This window comes from Ancylobacter sp. (assembly GCF_965229075.1).
Lineage (GTDB): Bacteria > Pseudomonadota > Alphaproteobacteria > Rhizobiales > Xanthobacteraceae > Ancylobacter.
Genome location: NZ_CBDDIO010000002.1, coordinates 2,790,308 through 2,803,281 on the forward strand (window position 1 = coordinate 2,790,308; position 12,974 = coordinate 2,803,281).

General features: G+C 70.2%; 14 protein-coding genes, 1 riboswitch and 1 other annotated feature. Of the genes, 8 read left to right on the top strand and 6 right to left on the bottom strand.

Annotation, left to right across the window (positions count from 1 at the left end):
* The first annotated feature begins 7 nt into the window (after positions 1-7).
* A riboswitch (TPP riboswitch) is annotated at positions 8-127 on the top strand.
* Positions 128-178: 51 nt separating this feature from the next.
* The 4 genes from thiO to ACO07Z_RS19115 are packed head-to-tail and all read left to right on the top strand — an operon-like array spanning position 179 to position 2,815.
* Complete coding sequence (gene thiO, locus ACO07Z_RS19100) at positions 179-1,201, top strand: glycine oxidase ThiO (protein ID WP_421700844.1); 1,023 nt, start codon at positions 179-181, stop codon at positions 1,199-1,201.
* Positions 1,179-1,376 carry a sulfur carrier protein ThiS gene (thiS, locus tag ACO07Z_RS19105; protein WP_421700156.1) on the top strand — a complete coding sequence of 66 codons (198 nt, stop codon included), beginning with the start codon at positions 1,179-1,181 and terminating at the stop codon, positions 1,374-1,376. The genes thiO and thiS overlap by 23 nt, the downstream gene beginning before the upstream one ends.
* Before the next feature lie 3 nt (positions 1,377-1,379).
* Entirely contained in the window at positions 1,380-2,198 is an 819-nt protein-coding gene (locus ACO07Z_RS19110; RefSeq protein WP_421700157.1) for a thiazole synthase, read from the top strand.
* Between the two features lie 20 nt (positions 2,199-2,218).
* The gene (locus tag ACO07Z_RS19115; RefSeq protein WP_421700158.1) at positions 2,219-2,815 is read left to right on the top strand and encodes a thiamine phosphate synthase; all 597 of its coding nucleotides are present in this window, start codon (positions 2,219-2,221) and stop codon (positions 2,813-2,815) included.
* Positions 2,816-2,962: 147 nt separating this feature from the next.
* Here the strand turns inward: ACO07Z_RS19115 and ACO07Z_RS19120 are convergent, their stop codons facing one another.
* The 6 genes from ACO07Z_RS19120 to ACO07Z_RS19145 all read right to left on the bottom strand — a co-directional run bounded on the left by ACO07Z_RS19120 (position 2,963) and on the right by ACO07Z_RS19145 (position 9,824).
* Positions 2,963-3,514 carry a DUF2087 domain-containing protein gene (locus ACO07Z_RS19120; protein WP_421700159.1) on the bottom strand — a complete coding sequence of 184 codons (552 nt, stop codon included), beginning with the start codon at positions 3,512-3,514 and terminating at the stop codon, positions 2,963-2,965.
* A gap of 194 nt (positions 3,515-3,708) precedes the next feature.
* Entirely contained in the window at positions 3,709-5,190 is a 1,482-nt protein-coding gene (locus ACO07Z_RS19125) for a SulP family inorganic anion transporter (RefSeq protein WP_421700160.1), read from the bottom strand.
* A gap of 63 nt (positions 5,191-5,253) precedes the next feature.
* Positions 5,254-5,309: a sequence feature (sul1 is cis-regulatory element that is thought to sense ions involved in sulfur or methionine metabolism; They are found in Alphaproteobacteria), on the bottom strand.
* Between the two features lie 257 nt (positions 5,310-5,566).
* Positions 5,567-6,922: an NAD(P)H-dependent oxidoreductase gene (locus ACO07Z_RS19130; protein ID WP_421700161.1), complete on the bottom strand. Its 1,356-nt coding sequence runs from the start codon at positions 6,920-6,922 to the stop codon at positions 5,567-5,569.
* 96 nt (positions 6,923-7,018) lie between these two features.
* A complete protein-coding gene (locus tag ACO07Z_RS19135; protein WP_421700162.1) occupies positions 7,019-8,131 on the bottom strand; it encodes a hypothetical protein in 1,113 nt (370 codons plus the stop codon).
* 121 nt (positions 8,132-8,252) lie between these two features.
* A complete protein-coding gene (locus ACO07Z_RS19140) occupies positions 8,253-8,825 on the bottom strand; it encodes a DUF1134 domain-containing protein (protein ID WP_421700163.1) in 573 nt (190 codons plus the stop codon).
* A 171-nt stretch (positions 8,826-8,996) separates the two neighbouring features.
* Positions 8,997-9,824, bottom strand: coding sequence for a 3'(2'),5'-bisphosphate nucleotidase CysQ family protein (locus ACO07Z_RS19145; protein WP_421700164.1), 828 nt, complete (start codon positions 9,822-9,824; stop codon positions 8,997-8,999).
* A 154-nt stretch (positions 9,825-9,978) separates the two neighbouring features.
* On the opposite strand from ACO07Z_RS19145, the gene chpT reads away from it, so the two are divergent.
* The 4 genes from chpT (at position 9,979) to copM (ending at position 12,894) form a co-directional block, all read left to right on the top strand.
* Entirely contained in the window at positions 9,979-10,629 is a 651-nt protein-coding gene (chpT, locus tag ACO07Z_RS19150) for a histidine phosphotransferase ChpT (protein ID WP_421700165.1), read from the top strand.
* A 143-nt stretch (positions 10,630-10,772) separates the two neighbouring features.
* A complete protein-coding gene (locus ACO07Z_RS19155; protein ID WP_421700166.1) occupies positions 10,773-11,975 on the top strand; it encodes a chemotaxis protein CheW in 1,203 nt (400 codons plus the stop codon).
* Positions 11,976-12,091: 116 nt separating this feature from the next.
* Entirely contained in the window at positions 12,092-12,448 is a 357-nt protein-coding gene (locus tag ACO07Z_RS19160) for a hypothetical protein (RefSeq protein ID WP_421700167.1), read from the top strand.
* A 53-nt stretch (positions 12,449-12,501) separates the two neighbouring features.
* Entirely contained in the window at positions 12,502-12,894 is a 393-nt protein-coding gene (gene copM / locus ACO07Z_RS19165) for a CopM family metallochaperone (RefSeq protein ID WP_421700168.1), read from the top strand.
* Positions 12,895-12,974: the final 80 nt, after the last annotated feature.

Sequence of the window (12,974 nt, forward strand, 5' to 3'; positions counted from 1 at the left end):
CTATATCCAGAGCGTCCAGGGGAGCCTCGTCAGGAGGCTGAGAGGCCATCGGCGCGTTCGCGCGGCATGGCGACCCTTTGAACCTGATCCAGTTGACACTGGCGGAGGGAGGGAGTGCATGGTGTCTCCTCACACGAAATCGACTGAAACGACAACGGTTTACCCCACGGCCAACGCCATGCGGGTGAAGGTGGTCGGCGCGGGCGTGGCCGGGCTCACCTGCGCCCATGCCTTTGCGCTGCGCGGCGCGCAGGTGACCGTGGTGGACCGCCGCCCCGGTTCGGGGCAGGGCTGTTCCTGGTATGCCGGCGGCATGCTGGCGCCGTGGTGCGAGCGCGAGAGCGCGGAGCCGTTGATCGTCGATCTTGGTTTGGAATCAAAGGCTTACTGGCAGGTGGCGGTGCCGGATGTGCCCAATGAGGGCTCGCTGGTGCTGGCCCAGCCGCGCGATCTCGCCGATCTTCGGCGGTTTTCGCGAAGAACCGAGCATTTTGAATGGGTTGACGGAGCGCGGATCGGCGAACTCGAACCCGATCTTCAGGGCCGTTTCGACCAAGGGCTGTTCTTCCCCACCGAGGCGCATCTTGAGCCGCGCAAGGCGCTGGCGGCGCTGACCCGGCGGCTGGTCGACGAGTATCAGGTTACCTTCCGCTTCGAGGCCGATGGGTTCGATGAGGTGGACGATGAGGCCGGCGCGTCCGATGAGGCCGACCTCGTGGTTGATTGCCGCGGGCTGGCGGCGCGCGACACGCTCGCCGACCTGCGCGGGGTGAAGGGCGAGATGCTGGTGCTCTATTCCACCGAGGTGGCGCTCAGCCGTCCGGTGCGGATGCTGCACCCGCGCATCCCGGTCTATATCGTTCCGCGCGGCGACGGACATTTCATGATCGGGGCCACCTCGATCGAGAATGACGAGCGCGGCCGGGTGACGGGGCGCTCCATGCTGGAGCTGCTCGGCGCGGTCTATGCGCTGCACCCCGCCTTTGGCGAGGCGGAGATCGTCGAGATCGGCGCGGATGTGCGCCCGGCCTTCCCGGACAACCTTCCGCGCCTGCGCAAGCGCGGCAACACGATCTATGTGAACGGCCTTTACCGCCACGGTTTCCTCGCCGCCCCCGCTCTGGCGCGCCGGGCGGCGGAACTGGCGTTTGACGGGGCCTATTTCCCGGAGGTGATGGATGAAGATCATCGTCAATGGTGAGCCGGCCAGCACCGACGCCGCCACGCTGGCGGAGCTTCTGGCCGAACTCGAACTCGCCGACGCCATCGTGGCGACGGCGGTGAATGGCGACATGGTGAGGGCCGCGCGCCGCATGGCGACCCCGATCGCCGATGGCGACCGGGTGGAAATCCTCGCCCCCATGCAGGGTGGATGAACCATGGATGCGATGACAGGCCTGACGACCGACATCGGCACCGACAAGGTGACCTTCTACGACACGGAAATCTCCTCGCGCCTGCTGCTCGGCACGGCGCAATACCCGTCCCCGGCGATCCTTGCCGAGGCGATCCGCGCCTCGGGGGCGGAGATCGTCACCGTCTCGCTGCGGCGCGAATCCGGCGCGGCGAAGGCGGGGCAGAGCTTCTGGCAGCTGATCCGCGATCTCGGGGTGAAGGTGCTGCCCAACACCGCCGGCTGCAAGACGGTGAAGGAAGCCGTGACCACCGCCGAGATGGCGCGCGAACTCTTCGGCACGCCCTGGGTGAAGCTGGAGGTGATCGGCGAGGACGACACGCTGCAGCCCGACGTGTTCGGGCTGGTGGAGGCGGCGCGCATCCTCTCGCGCGACGGCTTCCAGGTGTTCCCCTACACCACGGAAGACCTCGTCGTGGCGGAGAAGCTGCTCTCCGCCGGCTGCGAGGTGCTGATGCCCTGGGGCGCGCCGATCGGCTCCGGGCGCGGGCTCAACAACCCCTATGGGCTGCGCTCGATGCGGGCGCATTTCCCCGGCGTGCCGCTGGTGGTGGATGCCGGCGTCGGCGTGCCCTCGCATGCGGCGGCGGCGATGGAACTCGGCTATGACGCCGTGCTCTTGAACACGGCGGTGGCCAAGGCCGGCGATCCCGTGCGCATGGCCCGCGCCTTCGCTGCCGCCATCGCGGCCGGCCGCGAGGCGGTGCTGGCCGACCCGATGGAGGTGCGCGACATGGCGGCGCCGTCCACCCCCGTAATGGGCCGGGCCTTTGTCGGCTCCTGAAAACCAAGCGTGAGTGCGTGATGAAGCTCGATCCGTTCTATCTCATCGTCGACCGCGCCTCCTGGCTGCCGCGCCTGCTGCCGCAGGGGGTGAAGCTGCTGCAATTGCGCGCCAAGGACATGGACGAGGCCGAGCTGCGGCGCGAGATCGCCACCGCGCGCGAGGTGTGCGCGCGCTATGGCGCGCAGCTGATCGTCAATGACTACTGGAAGCTCGCCATCGAGCTCGGCTGCGATTTCGTCCATCTCGGTCAGGAGGACCTTGCCGAGGCCGACGTGCCGGCGATGCGCCGCGCCGGGCTCAAGCTCGGCATCAGCACCCATGACGAGGCGGAGCTGGAAGCCGCGCTGCTGGCGGGGCCGGATTATGTCGCGCTCGGCCCGGTCTACCCCACCATCCTGAAGAAGATGCGCTGGGCGCCGCAGGGGCTGGAGCGGGTGACGCAGTGGAAGAAGCGGATCGGCGACCTGCCGCTGGTCGGCATTGGCGGCCTCACCATCGAGCGCGCCCCGGGCGTGCGGCAGGCGGGGGCGGACAGCCTCGCCGTCGTCACCGACATTCTCTTGAACGCCAACCCGGAAGCCCGCGCCCGCGAATGGGTGCTGGCGACGCGGTAGGGGCTGCCGCGCCTTGCCGCGCCTCATCCCGGGCTTGACCCGGGGATCCAGACTTTCCCCACGCGCCTAAGACCCAGGCTTGGCGCAGGCCCTCCCAGTCTTCCGGGTGCCCGGGTCACGCCCGGGCATGGGGGCTGCGAGGGGGCCTCAGCCGGCGGCCCGGCGCTGGCGCAGCAGGGCGGCGAGCTTGGCCATTTCCGGAGGCGGCTCGCGTTCGATGCGGGCATATTCCCGCCCGTCCGGCGTGCGGCGGAACAGGCCGAATTCCACCATTTCCCGCCGCAGCAGGGCGTAGTCACCGAACAGATGCTCGGCGTTGAGCAGTTCGTTCATCCGCCGCTCGGGGAAGGTCTCGCCGCTCGGCAGGCGCGACCACAGCAGCCATAGGCAGAGGATCTGCTGGTTGCGCTTCTTCGGCCAGCGCAGCAGACGGCCCTGCGGATCGAACAGCCGCAGCGCCTTTTCGCAGCGTGTGTGGTCCGCCGGCGCCGGCGGTTCGGGCGGGGCGGCTGACAACCGGCCGCGCGCCTGCGCGTCGGCCCGCAAATGCTGGAAATTGCGGTAACCGGCGCCCCGCGCCAGCAGATTCAGCAGTTCGACATGGCCCGGCGGGCGGTCGAGCGCGGCAAGGCCCTGATGCAGGGTGCGGGCGAGCGCAGAGATATCCGGCGCCTCATAGGCCAGATGGAGTCGCGACATGACTTATCCTCGTTGGTGCCCTTTCGCGAGGAAATGTCGGGGTTGCCGTCTTGCGACCGGGCACAAGGACAAGTGCGGGGTGCGGGTATTGAGCAGGTTTAGCTCCCCTTGCGGGGCGGCAACGCCTCGGTGAACTGCAGACCGTGGCGCAGAGATAGGCGAGGCCGGGCGCGATGTCCAGAGGCGCCGCCGCGTCAGTGTGGCGTCGCGACGCGCGCTCCGGCCTTGTCGTGGAGGGCGAAGCGGTCGACCATGGTGGCGCTCGCCTCGTTCAATCCGATGAGCTCCACCCGGGCGCCGGCCTTGCGGAACTTCAGCACCGCCTTGTCCAGCGCGCCGATCGACGTGATGTCCCAGAAATGCGCGTGGGTGAGGTCGATCACCACGTCCCGCGCCGGGGTGTCGAAGTCGAAGGCGGCGAGGAACGCCTCGGAGGAGGCGAAGAAGATCTGTCCCTCGACGACGAAGGTGAGGCGCCCGGTCGCCGCGTCGATCACCTCGCCGACGCTGACGAGCCGCGCCACCTTGCCGGCGAAGAACACGCCGGAAAGCAGCACGCCGACCAGCACGCCGATGGCGAGGTCATGCGTCGCCACCACGGTAATCACCGTTGCCGGCATGACGATGGACGAGGAGCGCGGGTTACTGCGCAGCTCCAGCAGCGAGCGCCAGGAGAAGGTGCCGATCGACACCATGATCATCACCGCCACCAGCGCCGCCATCGGGATGATGCGCACGAGGTCATCGAGAACCAGGATCAGGAACAAGAGGAAGGCGCCGGCGACGAAGGTGGAGAGCCGCCCGCGCCCGCCGGAGGTGACGTTGATCACCGACTGGCCGATCATGGCGCAGCCGCCCATGCCGCCGATCAGCGCCGAGGCAATGTTGCTGGTGCCCTGGCCGATGCATTCCTGGCTCTTGTTGCTCGGCGTGTCGGTCATGTCGTCGACGATCTGCGCGGTGAGCAGCGATTCCAACAGGCCTACGGCCGCCAGAGTGAGCGAATAGGGAAGGATGACCTGCAGCGTCTCCAGCGTGAGCGGCGCGGCCGGCAGCGTGAACACCGGCAGGCCCGAGGGCAACTCGCCGAGGTCTCCGACCGTGCGCAGGTCCATCCCGCTCCACCACGCGAACAACGTGAGCGCGGCGATGGCCACCAGCGGCGAGGGCACGGCCTTCGTCAGGCGTGGGAAGAGATAGATGATGGCGAGTCCGACCGCGATCATCGGGTAGGTCTCGACCGGCACGCCGATTAGTTCCGGCAGCTGCGCCATGAAGATGAGGATGGCGAGCGCGTTGACGAAGCCGGTGATGACCGAGCGCGAGACGAAGCGCATCAGGCGGCCGATTTTCAGCAAGCCGGCGAGAAGCTGGATCAGCCCCATCAGGATGGTCGCGGCGAACAGATATTGCAGGCCGTGGTCGCGCACGAGGCTGACCATCACCACAGCGGTGGCGGCGGTGGCGGCGGAGATCATCCCCGGGCGGCCACCGACCACGGCGGAGACGCAGGCGATGGCGAAGGAGGCGAACAGCCCCACCTTGGGGTCGACGCCGGCAATGACGGAAAAGCCGATGGCCTCGGGAATCAGGGCAAGGGCGACGACGATGCCGGCGAGGACATCGCCGCAGACATTGGCGGTCCAGTCGCGGCGGTACTTCTGAATGGGAGTCATGAGGTCTTTCGCAAAAGAGCGGGCTTCCGCCCCGAGGGGCGGCGAAGGCGGGCGCTGCATGTGCGTGGTCCGGCGGATCGGCGGCCGGAAGAGCCACCCGGGATTTCACCGGGTCCAGATTCGTACCCCCTCGTAACCTCATCCGCCCTGCGGTGCAACATGAAGGAGTGGCCGGGCGCGATGTCCAGAGGCGCCTCGTTCCCATCGAAGGGGCATCCTCCCCGCGCCTGCCCCCGGCATGAGGGAAAGGGTGGCGCGTCATCCCGGACGACGCAGCGCGTCAATCCGGGATCGCTTTCCGCGAAGTATGAGCGCGATCCCGGCTTTCCGCTTCGGCTGCCGGGATGACGTGCGGAGGTCTAGCAGAATCCGCCGCTCAGACCGCGCTCGCGAAGCTCCGCTCCATTTCGCGGCGCAGGCGCACGGCGGGGCTGTCCTTCACCTCGACATCGGCCCAGCCGACGATCTCGCCTTCCGCGATGTCGCGGGTGAGGGTGACGTGATGGGCGAGGCCGATGGGCAGGCCGCCTCGTGCCAGCGAGGTGGCGGCGGGGAAGAGCTTGCCCCAGACGGTGAAGCCGCCTTCGCCATCCAGCGTCTCGCCGGCCTTGAGCGGGCGCTTGGCCACCGCCACCACATCGGCGTTGAAGGCTTCCGTCACGCCGGTCGGCTCCTGGCGCAGCGCCGCCGAGGCGACGCTGACGCCCAGTTCCAGCCCGATGAGGTGATAGGGCCGGTAGAGCGCGGTGTAGCGGCCGGAGGCATCCGTCACCACGCCATACTCCTTGAAGCAGCGGCGGGCATAGTCGCCGCGCGGGCTGGGATCGGCCTCGAACACGACATAGACGCCCCAGCGCAGGTCGCGGAACACCGGGCGGCCGTCGCGCTCCAGCGAGGAGACGGTTTCCACCGTGCCGGAATGCTCCAGAATGCCGCCGGCCGCGCGCGGGCGGAGAATGGTGGCGAGGTCGTCGACGCCGCAGGGCGGGAACAGCAGCCCGTCGGAGGGCGCCTTCAGCCCGGCCGCATTGGCGATGGCGGCCATCTCGATGGAGGATTTGGTGCCGTCGGCGAAGGAGTTGAACATCTGCGCGTTCATCCCGCCCTCGGCCGCCTGCTCGGGCGTCAGGCCGTAGAGGCTCCAGATCGTGTCGGGCGTCGAGCGGTGGAAGCTCGGCAGGTATTTGGTGCCCTTGCCGGCGCAGACGACGTTGAAGCCGCAGGTGCGGGCCCAGTCCACCATCTCGCACACCAGCGCCGGCTGGTCGCCATAGGCCATGGAATAGACGACGCCGGCCTTGCGGGCGCGCTCGGCCAGAAGCGGGCCGACCAGCACGTCGGCCTCCACCGTGACCATGACGACGTGGCGGCCATGCTCGATCGCCAGCAGCGCATGGGCGGCGCCGGCGGCGGGACTGCCGGTGACTTCGACCACCACGTCGAGCCCGTCGGTGGCGATCAGCGCCGCCGCGTCATCGGTGAGCATGGTGCGGCCGGTGCCCAGCGCCTCGGTGAAGGAAGAAGCGACGACGGCGTCCGCGTCCCAGCCGGTCGCCTCCAGCGCGGCGCGGGCGCGCGGCACAGAGAGATCGGCGATGCCGAGCAGATGCAGGCCCGGCGTGGTGCGCAGCTGCGAGAGGAACATGGAGCCGAACTTGCCGGCGCCGATGAGGCCGACACGGACGGGCCGGCCGGCATCGGCGCGGGCCCGGAGCAGGCGGGCGAGATTCATGGCGTATCCTTGATGCGTTTCGTCCCGGGAGGGCGGCCGGGCTTATGTTGCCCGGTCCGTTGGTTTCTCCGCCGGTCGCGGCCGGCGGGGATGGGCTCAGCCGGCGGCGGCGCGGCCCTGCGGGCGGGCCTCTTCCGCCACGACCGCCTCGATGAGGGCGGGGGCGGGCGGGGTGACCGGCGCCTCGGCCTCGGCGCGCTCGGCCTCGGAGCGTTCGGCAGCGGCCTTGAGGTCGAGAATGCGGTCGGCGAGGCTCGGCGGCGCGCCGGGCACGCGCGTGTGCTCGGCCAGCAGCGCCTCGATCTTCGAGCCGGGGCCTTCCAGCCGGGCGGTGAGATGGGCGACCCCGGCGGCGATGTCGCTGATGTGCTCGCGCAGCAGCGCCGCCGCGTCCGTGCCGTTTTCCGCCGCGCCATTGGCGGCCTGCGGCACGGCGGCGGCGAGCGCGGTGAGCCGTTCGATCCGCTCCTGCAGCGCGGCGCGTTCTTCCTGCGCGCGGGTGAGAGCGTCGGCGAGAGTGTCCTGCACCTTGGCCAGTTCGTCCTTCATCGCGTGGTTCCGGCGCAGTTCGGTTGCGAGGCTTTCGCTTGTGGTGCGCACCGTCTCGCGCTCGCTCGCCAGATGGGCGTTGGCGGCGACGAGCTGGCGGTCGAGTTCGTGGATGCGGTCTTTCAGCGTGTCGCGCAGCGTGGTCAGCGCCACATGCTCGATCTGCAGCCCCTCCTCACGCGAACGGGTGTCCTCGAAGGCGTCGCGGGTGCGGGCGAGCTCGGCGCGGGTGTGCAGCAGCGCGGCGCGGGCTTCTTCCAGCGCGCTGGTGGTCGTCTCCAGCTCGGCCAGCAGATGGTCGCGATGGGTGGAGACGCTGGCATGTTCGGTCTGCAGCGCGTCGAGATCGGTGGAGAGGCGGTCGATCGTGTCCTGCCGCAGGCGCAGGGCCTCGGCCTGGCGGACGATCTCGCCATATTGCGCGGCGGTGCGAACTTGCTGGCGCTCCACCTCCATCTCCAGCCGGCGGATGCCGACGGCGAAAACGGCGCGCTGTTCGTCCTTGTCGGCCTGCACCTCGGCGATGGAGACGGGAATCGCGCCCTCGATCCGCTTGCGGGTGAGCCGCACCGCCCGGCGCCACACGGCCGGCAGCGTCAGCAGCGCCAGCAGGGTCGCGGCCAGGAAGCCGATGGCGCAATACATGATCGCTTCGATCATGCGGTGATTTCACCTCACAACGCGGCGGCGGTCCGGAGCGGGACGGCCGGCCAGGGAGCCAACAGGTTACAGATACCAAAACGGCCGGGCTAGCCCGGCCGCACGGCATTCGGTGGGAGGATCAGAACGGATTCCACGTCGCCGAGGGGGTGAATTTGAGATAGCCGATATTGGCGCCGAGGCGCACGCCGACACCGGAGCGGATCGGCACCACGACGATATTGTCGGAGGCCAGCGCCGTCATGCCGAAGCCGGCGACGAAATAGGCCGAGCCGGAAATGCCGCCGAAGCGCCGGTAAATGTCGTTGATGCCGTTGAGGTTGTACACAAGGATCATGGTGCGGGCGCCGTCGCCGCCGAAATCCCAGCCGAGCGAGGGGCCCTGCCAGTACACCTTCAGGTCGCCGGCATTGCGGGTGTAGAGCGTGCCGTCGCCATAGCGCAGGCCGCCGACAAAGGCGCCGGAGCCTTCCTGGCCGAGAATATAGCCATTGGGCTGGCCCCACTGGCTGACCGCCTTTTCGATCGACAGAGCGAGGCCGCGCGAGACCTCGCCGAAGAAGCCATGGCCCTTCTCCACCAGTTCGTCCGTGGAGTAGGTGCCGCCGGCCTGCTGCGCCACCGCAGGCGGGGCGAGGAAGGGCAGGGCACAGAGAAGGGCGAAGCAGGCATAAAGGGCGCGCAAGGTCGGCATGGACGGTCTCGCGTTTGATCTCGACAGGCAGGGCGCCGCGGGTGACGGGCCCGTTTCAGGACCCGGGCAACCGGCACCGCGTGCCTATCAATAGCATGGAGTGCGACCAGAGAAAGGCATGGCCGGCCCAAAAGGGCGGAAGCGGGGCGGGTGTGGCCCGGCGACCCTTCCTCACACCTCGCGGCCGCGGGCGATGAAGCCGTGCACCCGGTAGTCCGCCTGGGTGCGCGCATAGGGCAGGGCGCTGCCATCGGGCCGGCGCACGCTGCCCCCCGCCGCCCGCACCAGCGCATGGCCGGCGGCGACATCCCATTCGCACACCGTGCCGAAGCGCGGATAGAGATCGGCCCGCCCTTCCGCCACCAGCCCGAATTTCAGCGCCGAGCCGCAGCTGATCGATTCGGCGATGTCGAGATTGGCGAGGAAGGCCGAGGTCTCGGGATCGAGATGCGAGCGGCTGGCGACGGCGATGAGCCCCTTTTCCGGCATCGGCCGGCAGCGAATCGGCGTCCAGCTGGCGGGCGCGGCGTCGTTGCCGCCGAGAAAGGCGAGGCCGCCCTCTGCGGTGGTGGCGCCGGCATAGAGCTTGTTCACCGCCGGGGCGAGGACGATGCCGACGCTGGGCACACCGGCCTCGACCAGCCCGATATTGACGGTGAATTCGCCGCTGGCGCCGATGAATTCGCGCGTGCCGTCGAGCGGATCGACCAGCAGGAACGTGTCGGCCGGCACTTCGCCCTTGCCCTGCGCCACCGCCTCCTCGGCGATGACGGGCACGCCCGGCAGCAGGCGGGCGAGTTCCTCGCGCAGGATCGCCTCGGCGGCGAGGTCGGCGGCGGTGACAGGGCTTTCGTCGCTCTTGCGCGCACTGGCGAGGCCCCCACTGGCGAGCCCCTCGGCGCGTATGCGCAGAATGACCTCTCCCGCCTTCAGCGCCGCATCGGCGAGGGCGGAGAGCAGGCTGAGGGCGGGCGGCAGGTGCGGGGGAAGAGAGGACATTGCGCGCGTGTTTCCGGCTGGAACGGGAGAGCGGAGGGGGAGAAACGGTTGGCCTCCATGGGAGCGCGGTGTATCACACCCGGCGATGCCGGCCACACGGGCCGGCGCGATTTCCGGGCGGGCGATCCCGCCATAGCTCTTCGCAAGGGACGCGATGACGACCGCCATCGACCTCGACAAGCTCGACCTCGCCGCTCTGCTGTGCTCGCGCGTCTGCCACGACGTGATCAGTCCGGTCGGCGCCATCGTCAACGGGCTGGAAGTGCTGGAAGACGAGGACGACCCGGCGATGAAGAGCTTCGCGCTCGACCTCATCGCCAAGAGCGCCCGGCAGGCCTCCGCCCGGCTGCAATTCGCCCGCCTCGCCTTCGGCGCCGCCGGCTCGGCCGGGGCGCAGATCGACACCGGCGACGCGGAAAAGGTGGCGCGCGGCTTCCTGGAAGACGACCGCACCACGCTGACCTGGCAACTGCCGCGCGTGCTGGCGCCGAAAAACAAGGTGAAGCTGCTGCTCAACCTGCTGGTGGTCGCCACCTCGACCATTCCGCGCGGCGGGCGCATCGGCGTGGAAGAGAACGGCGCGGGCGAGGAGGGCGGTTTCCGCCTCACCACCCAGGGCAGCCATTCCCGCATTCCCCCGCATCTCGTGGCGCTGCTGGCCGGGCACCCGGCCGAGGAGGGCGCGGCGCTCGACGCCCATGCCATTCAGCCGCATTACACCGGCCTGCTGGCGCGGGCGACCGGCTATGGCATCGAGCTCGCCCATGCGGGCGACACGGTGACGATTCTCGTGGCGCGCGGCTGAGGCCGCGCCGCCGGTTTATGGCGAAACCGCGACGGCGGGCGGGACACCTTCCCGAAGGTTCAGACGACATTAACGGTATCGGTGGAAACTGACGCTCGCAGGCCGAAAGGTCGGTGTGTCCTGTCCCGTAGTGCCGGTCGCCCATGTTCCCCGTCGATTCCCTGCCTGCCGCCCCGCGCGGCCCCGTTTCCCGCGAAGCCGCCCGCATCGCCGCGAGCCTGCGCGCCCCCGCGCCGCGCCCGGAGCCGGCCCGCGCCGCCCCGCGCCCGGCGGCAGCGCGCGTCGAGATCATGGCCTTCGCCCTTGGCGGGCTGCGCCTCGCCTTCGCCGCCTCCCAGGTGATGGACACCATGACGGTGAGCGGCGCGCGCTGGGCGCGGCTGCTCGCCATGACCCAGACCGGCACGCTGGCCTCCAGCGGCCTGCCGCTCATTCATCTCGCCGCCCGCATGGGCGTGGCGCCGCTGCGCGCCACCACGGGCACGCTGCTGCTGCTCGGCAGCGGCGGCAAGGTGCGCGCCGCCGTGCTGGTGGAAGGTGAATTGCAGGCGCAGACGGCGCGGGTGGAGAGCCTGCCGCCGGGCTGGCGGCCGCGCTTTGGCAGCGGTGCCGATCTGGTGGACGGCATGGCGCTGCTGGCCGACGGCACGCGCGCGGCCATGGTCGCGCTGCCGCTCGGTGTGGCGATGAAGCGCCCCGCCGCCGCCGCGCCGGAGACCGACACGGCGCATCTTCTGGTGCGCGCCGGACGGGCGCAGATGGAGGCGGTGCGCGTCGCCTCGCTGAAGACGGTGACGGCGCTGGAGAAGGTGCCGGGCATCGCGCTTCTGCCCACGGCCGGCGCCCCGGCCCGGCGCATGCTGCTGGCCTTTGGCGGCGAGGGCGAGGTGGTGATCGTCGACGAGATTGTCGGGCTGGCGCCGGAAGGCCGGATCGAGCGTGTGGGCGGGCTGCGCTTTCTCGCCACGGCGCAGGGGCGCTACCGGCTGCTGGAGCCTTCCAGCACCCAGGCGCCGCGCGCCACGCCTTCCCGCGTGCTGGTGACGGCGCCGGCCGGCGCCGCCCGCACCGCGCTGCGCGCGCTCATGCGCTCCCTCGGGCATGAGGTGTCGCTGGCCGAGGATCCGCGCGCGGCGCGGCTGATGGGCGAACGCTTCGACGTGATCCTGTTCGACCTCGACGCCTATGGCGAGGGGTGTGAGACCGGAATTGCCGCCGGGCCGGGCCGGCGCATCGGGCTGTCGACCGCTGCCGTCGCCGCGCCGCCGGGCTTCGAGGCGGTGGTGCCGGCCGGCGACGCGGTGGCGCTGGTACTCGCCCTGCTGCAAAGCGCGCCGGGGCGCTGACGCCCGATCACGCTTGCGCCATCCGGATGAGCCCGCTCTGTCCTCTCCGGGCCGGGCTTGCTAGCCTGACGCTTCGATCGGCCCCGTGGCTGCGGCCGGCCGTCACCGGAGGGATGATGCGGCTTCGACTGCTCCGCCTGCTGCTGGCGCTGTGCGCGCTGGGCGCCGCTCTGGCGAGCCCGGTCGCGGCCGCGCGGGCGATGGCAGCGCCGGATCTGGCGGCATCCGACCCCGTCCTGCCGTGCCACGAGACGGCGTCGGAGACGGCGCAGGCGGCACCCTCCGTCGCCCCCACGCAAAAGCCGACGGCGTCGCATCTGTGCTGCGTGCTGACCCAGACCGTGGTGCCCCCGCTCGCTGCGCCCGCCTTGCCGGTGCCGGAGGCGGTGTCCGCACGCCCGGCCGTGGCGGCGGAGACGACGCGGGCGGGCCTCGCCCCGCCGATCCCGGTGCCGCCGCCGCGCCTTCTCTGATCGGTTTCGCGCGGCCGGAGCGGCCGCTTTCCCACCATCAGAGGATTTTCGACATGAACCGTACCCCTTGCGCGGCGCTGCTCGCCGCCGGCTTTGCCCTGCCCATGCCGCTGCTGGCGCAGCAGGCGACCACCCCCGTGCCGGGCATGGACCACAGCCAAATGGACCACAGCGCCCACATGAGCGCCGCGGCCCCCTCGACCCAGGCCTTCGAGGCCGCCAATGCCCGCATGCATGAGGGCATGGCCATTCCCTTCACCGGCAATGCCGATATCGACTTCGCCCGCGGCATGATCCCCCATCATCAGGGGGCGATCGACATGGCGCGGATCGAGCTGGAGCACGGCAAGGACCCGGAGCTGCGGGCGCTGGCGGAAGAGATCATCAAGGCGCAGGAGGGCGAGATCGCTTTCCTCAAGGCCTGGCTGGCGAAGAACGCGAAGTAGCAGGTCGAAGGCTCTCCCGGACGGCCACGCGGCCGCTCCGGGAGGGTGCCCCAAAACAAAAACCCCGCCTTGCGGCGGGG

Excerpts from the sequence above, each read along its gene's own strand:
- ACO07Z_RS19135 (WP_421700162.1), bottom strand. The coding sequence starts at position 8,131 with ATGATCGAAGCGATCATGTATTGCGCCATCGGCTTCCTGGCCGCGACC.
- thiO (WP_421700844.1), top strand. The coding sequence starts at position 179 with ATGCGGGTGAAGGTGGTCGGCGCGGGCGTGGCCGGGCTCACCTGCGCC.
- ACO07Z_RS19120 (WP_421700159.1), bottom strand. The coding sequence starts at position 3,514 with ATGTCGCGACTCCATCTGGCCTATGAGGCGCCGGATATCTCTGCGCTC.
- ACO07Z_RS19160 (WP_421700167.1), top strand. The coding sequence starts at position 12,092 with ATGCGGCTTCGACTGCTCCGCCTGCTGCTGGCGCTGTGCGCGCTGGGC.
- ACO07Z_RS19130 (WP_421700161.1), bottom strand. The coding sequence starts at position 6,922 with ATGAATCTCGCCCGCCTGCTCCGGGCCCGCGCCGATGCCGGCCGGCCC.
- chpT (WP_421700165.1), top strand. The coding sequence starts at position 9,979 with ATGACGACCGCCATCGACCTCGACAAGCTCGACCTCGCCGCTCTGCTG.
- ACO07Z_RS19140 (WP_421700163.1), bottom strand. The coding sequence starts at position 8,825 with ATGCCGACCTTGCGCGCCCTTTATGCCTGCTTCGCCCTTCTCTGTGCC.
- copM (WP_421700168.1), top strand. The coding sequence starts at position 12,502 with ATGAACCGTACCCCTTGCGCGGCGCTGCTCGCCGCCGGCTTTGCCCTG.
- ACO07Z_RS19110 (WP_421700157.1), top strand. The coding sequence starts at position 1,380 with ATGGATGCGATGACAGGCCTGACGACCGACATCGGCACCGACAAGGTG.
- ACO07Z_RS19145 (WP_421700164.1), bottom strand. The coding sequence starts at position 9,824 with ATGTCCTCTCTTCCCCCGCACCTGCCGCCCGCCCTCAGCCTGCTCTCC.
- ACO07Z_RS19125 (WP_421700160.1), bottom strand. The coding sequence starts at position 5,190 with ATGACTCCCATTCAGAAGTACCGCCGCGACTGGACCGCCAATGTCTGC.
- ACO07Z_RS19115 (WP_421700158.1), top strand. The coding sequence starts at position 2,219 with ATGAAGCTCGATCCGTTCTATCTCATCGTCGACCGCGCCTCCTGGCTG.
- ACO07Z_RS19155 (WP_421700166.1), top strand. The coding sequence starts at position 10,773 with ATGTTCCCCGTCGATTCCCTGCCTGCCGCCCCGCGCGGCCCCGTTTCC.
- thiS (WP_421700156.1), top strand. The coding sequence starts at position 1,179 with ATGAAGATCATCGTCAATGGTGAGCCGGCCAGCACCGACGCCGCCACG.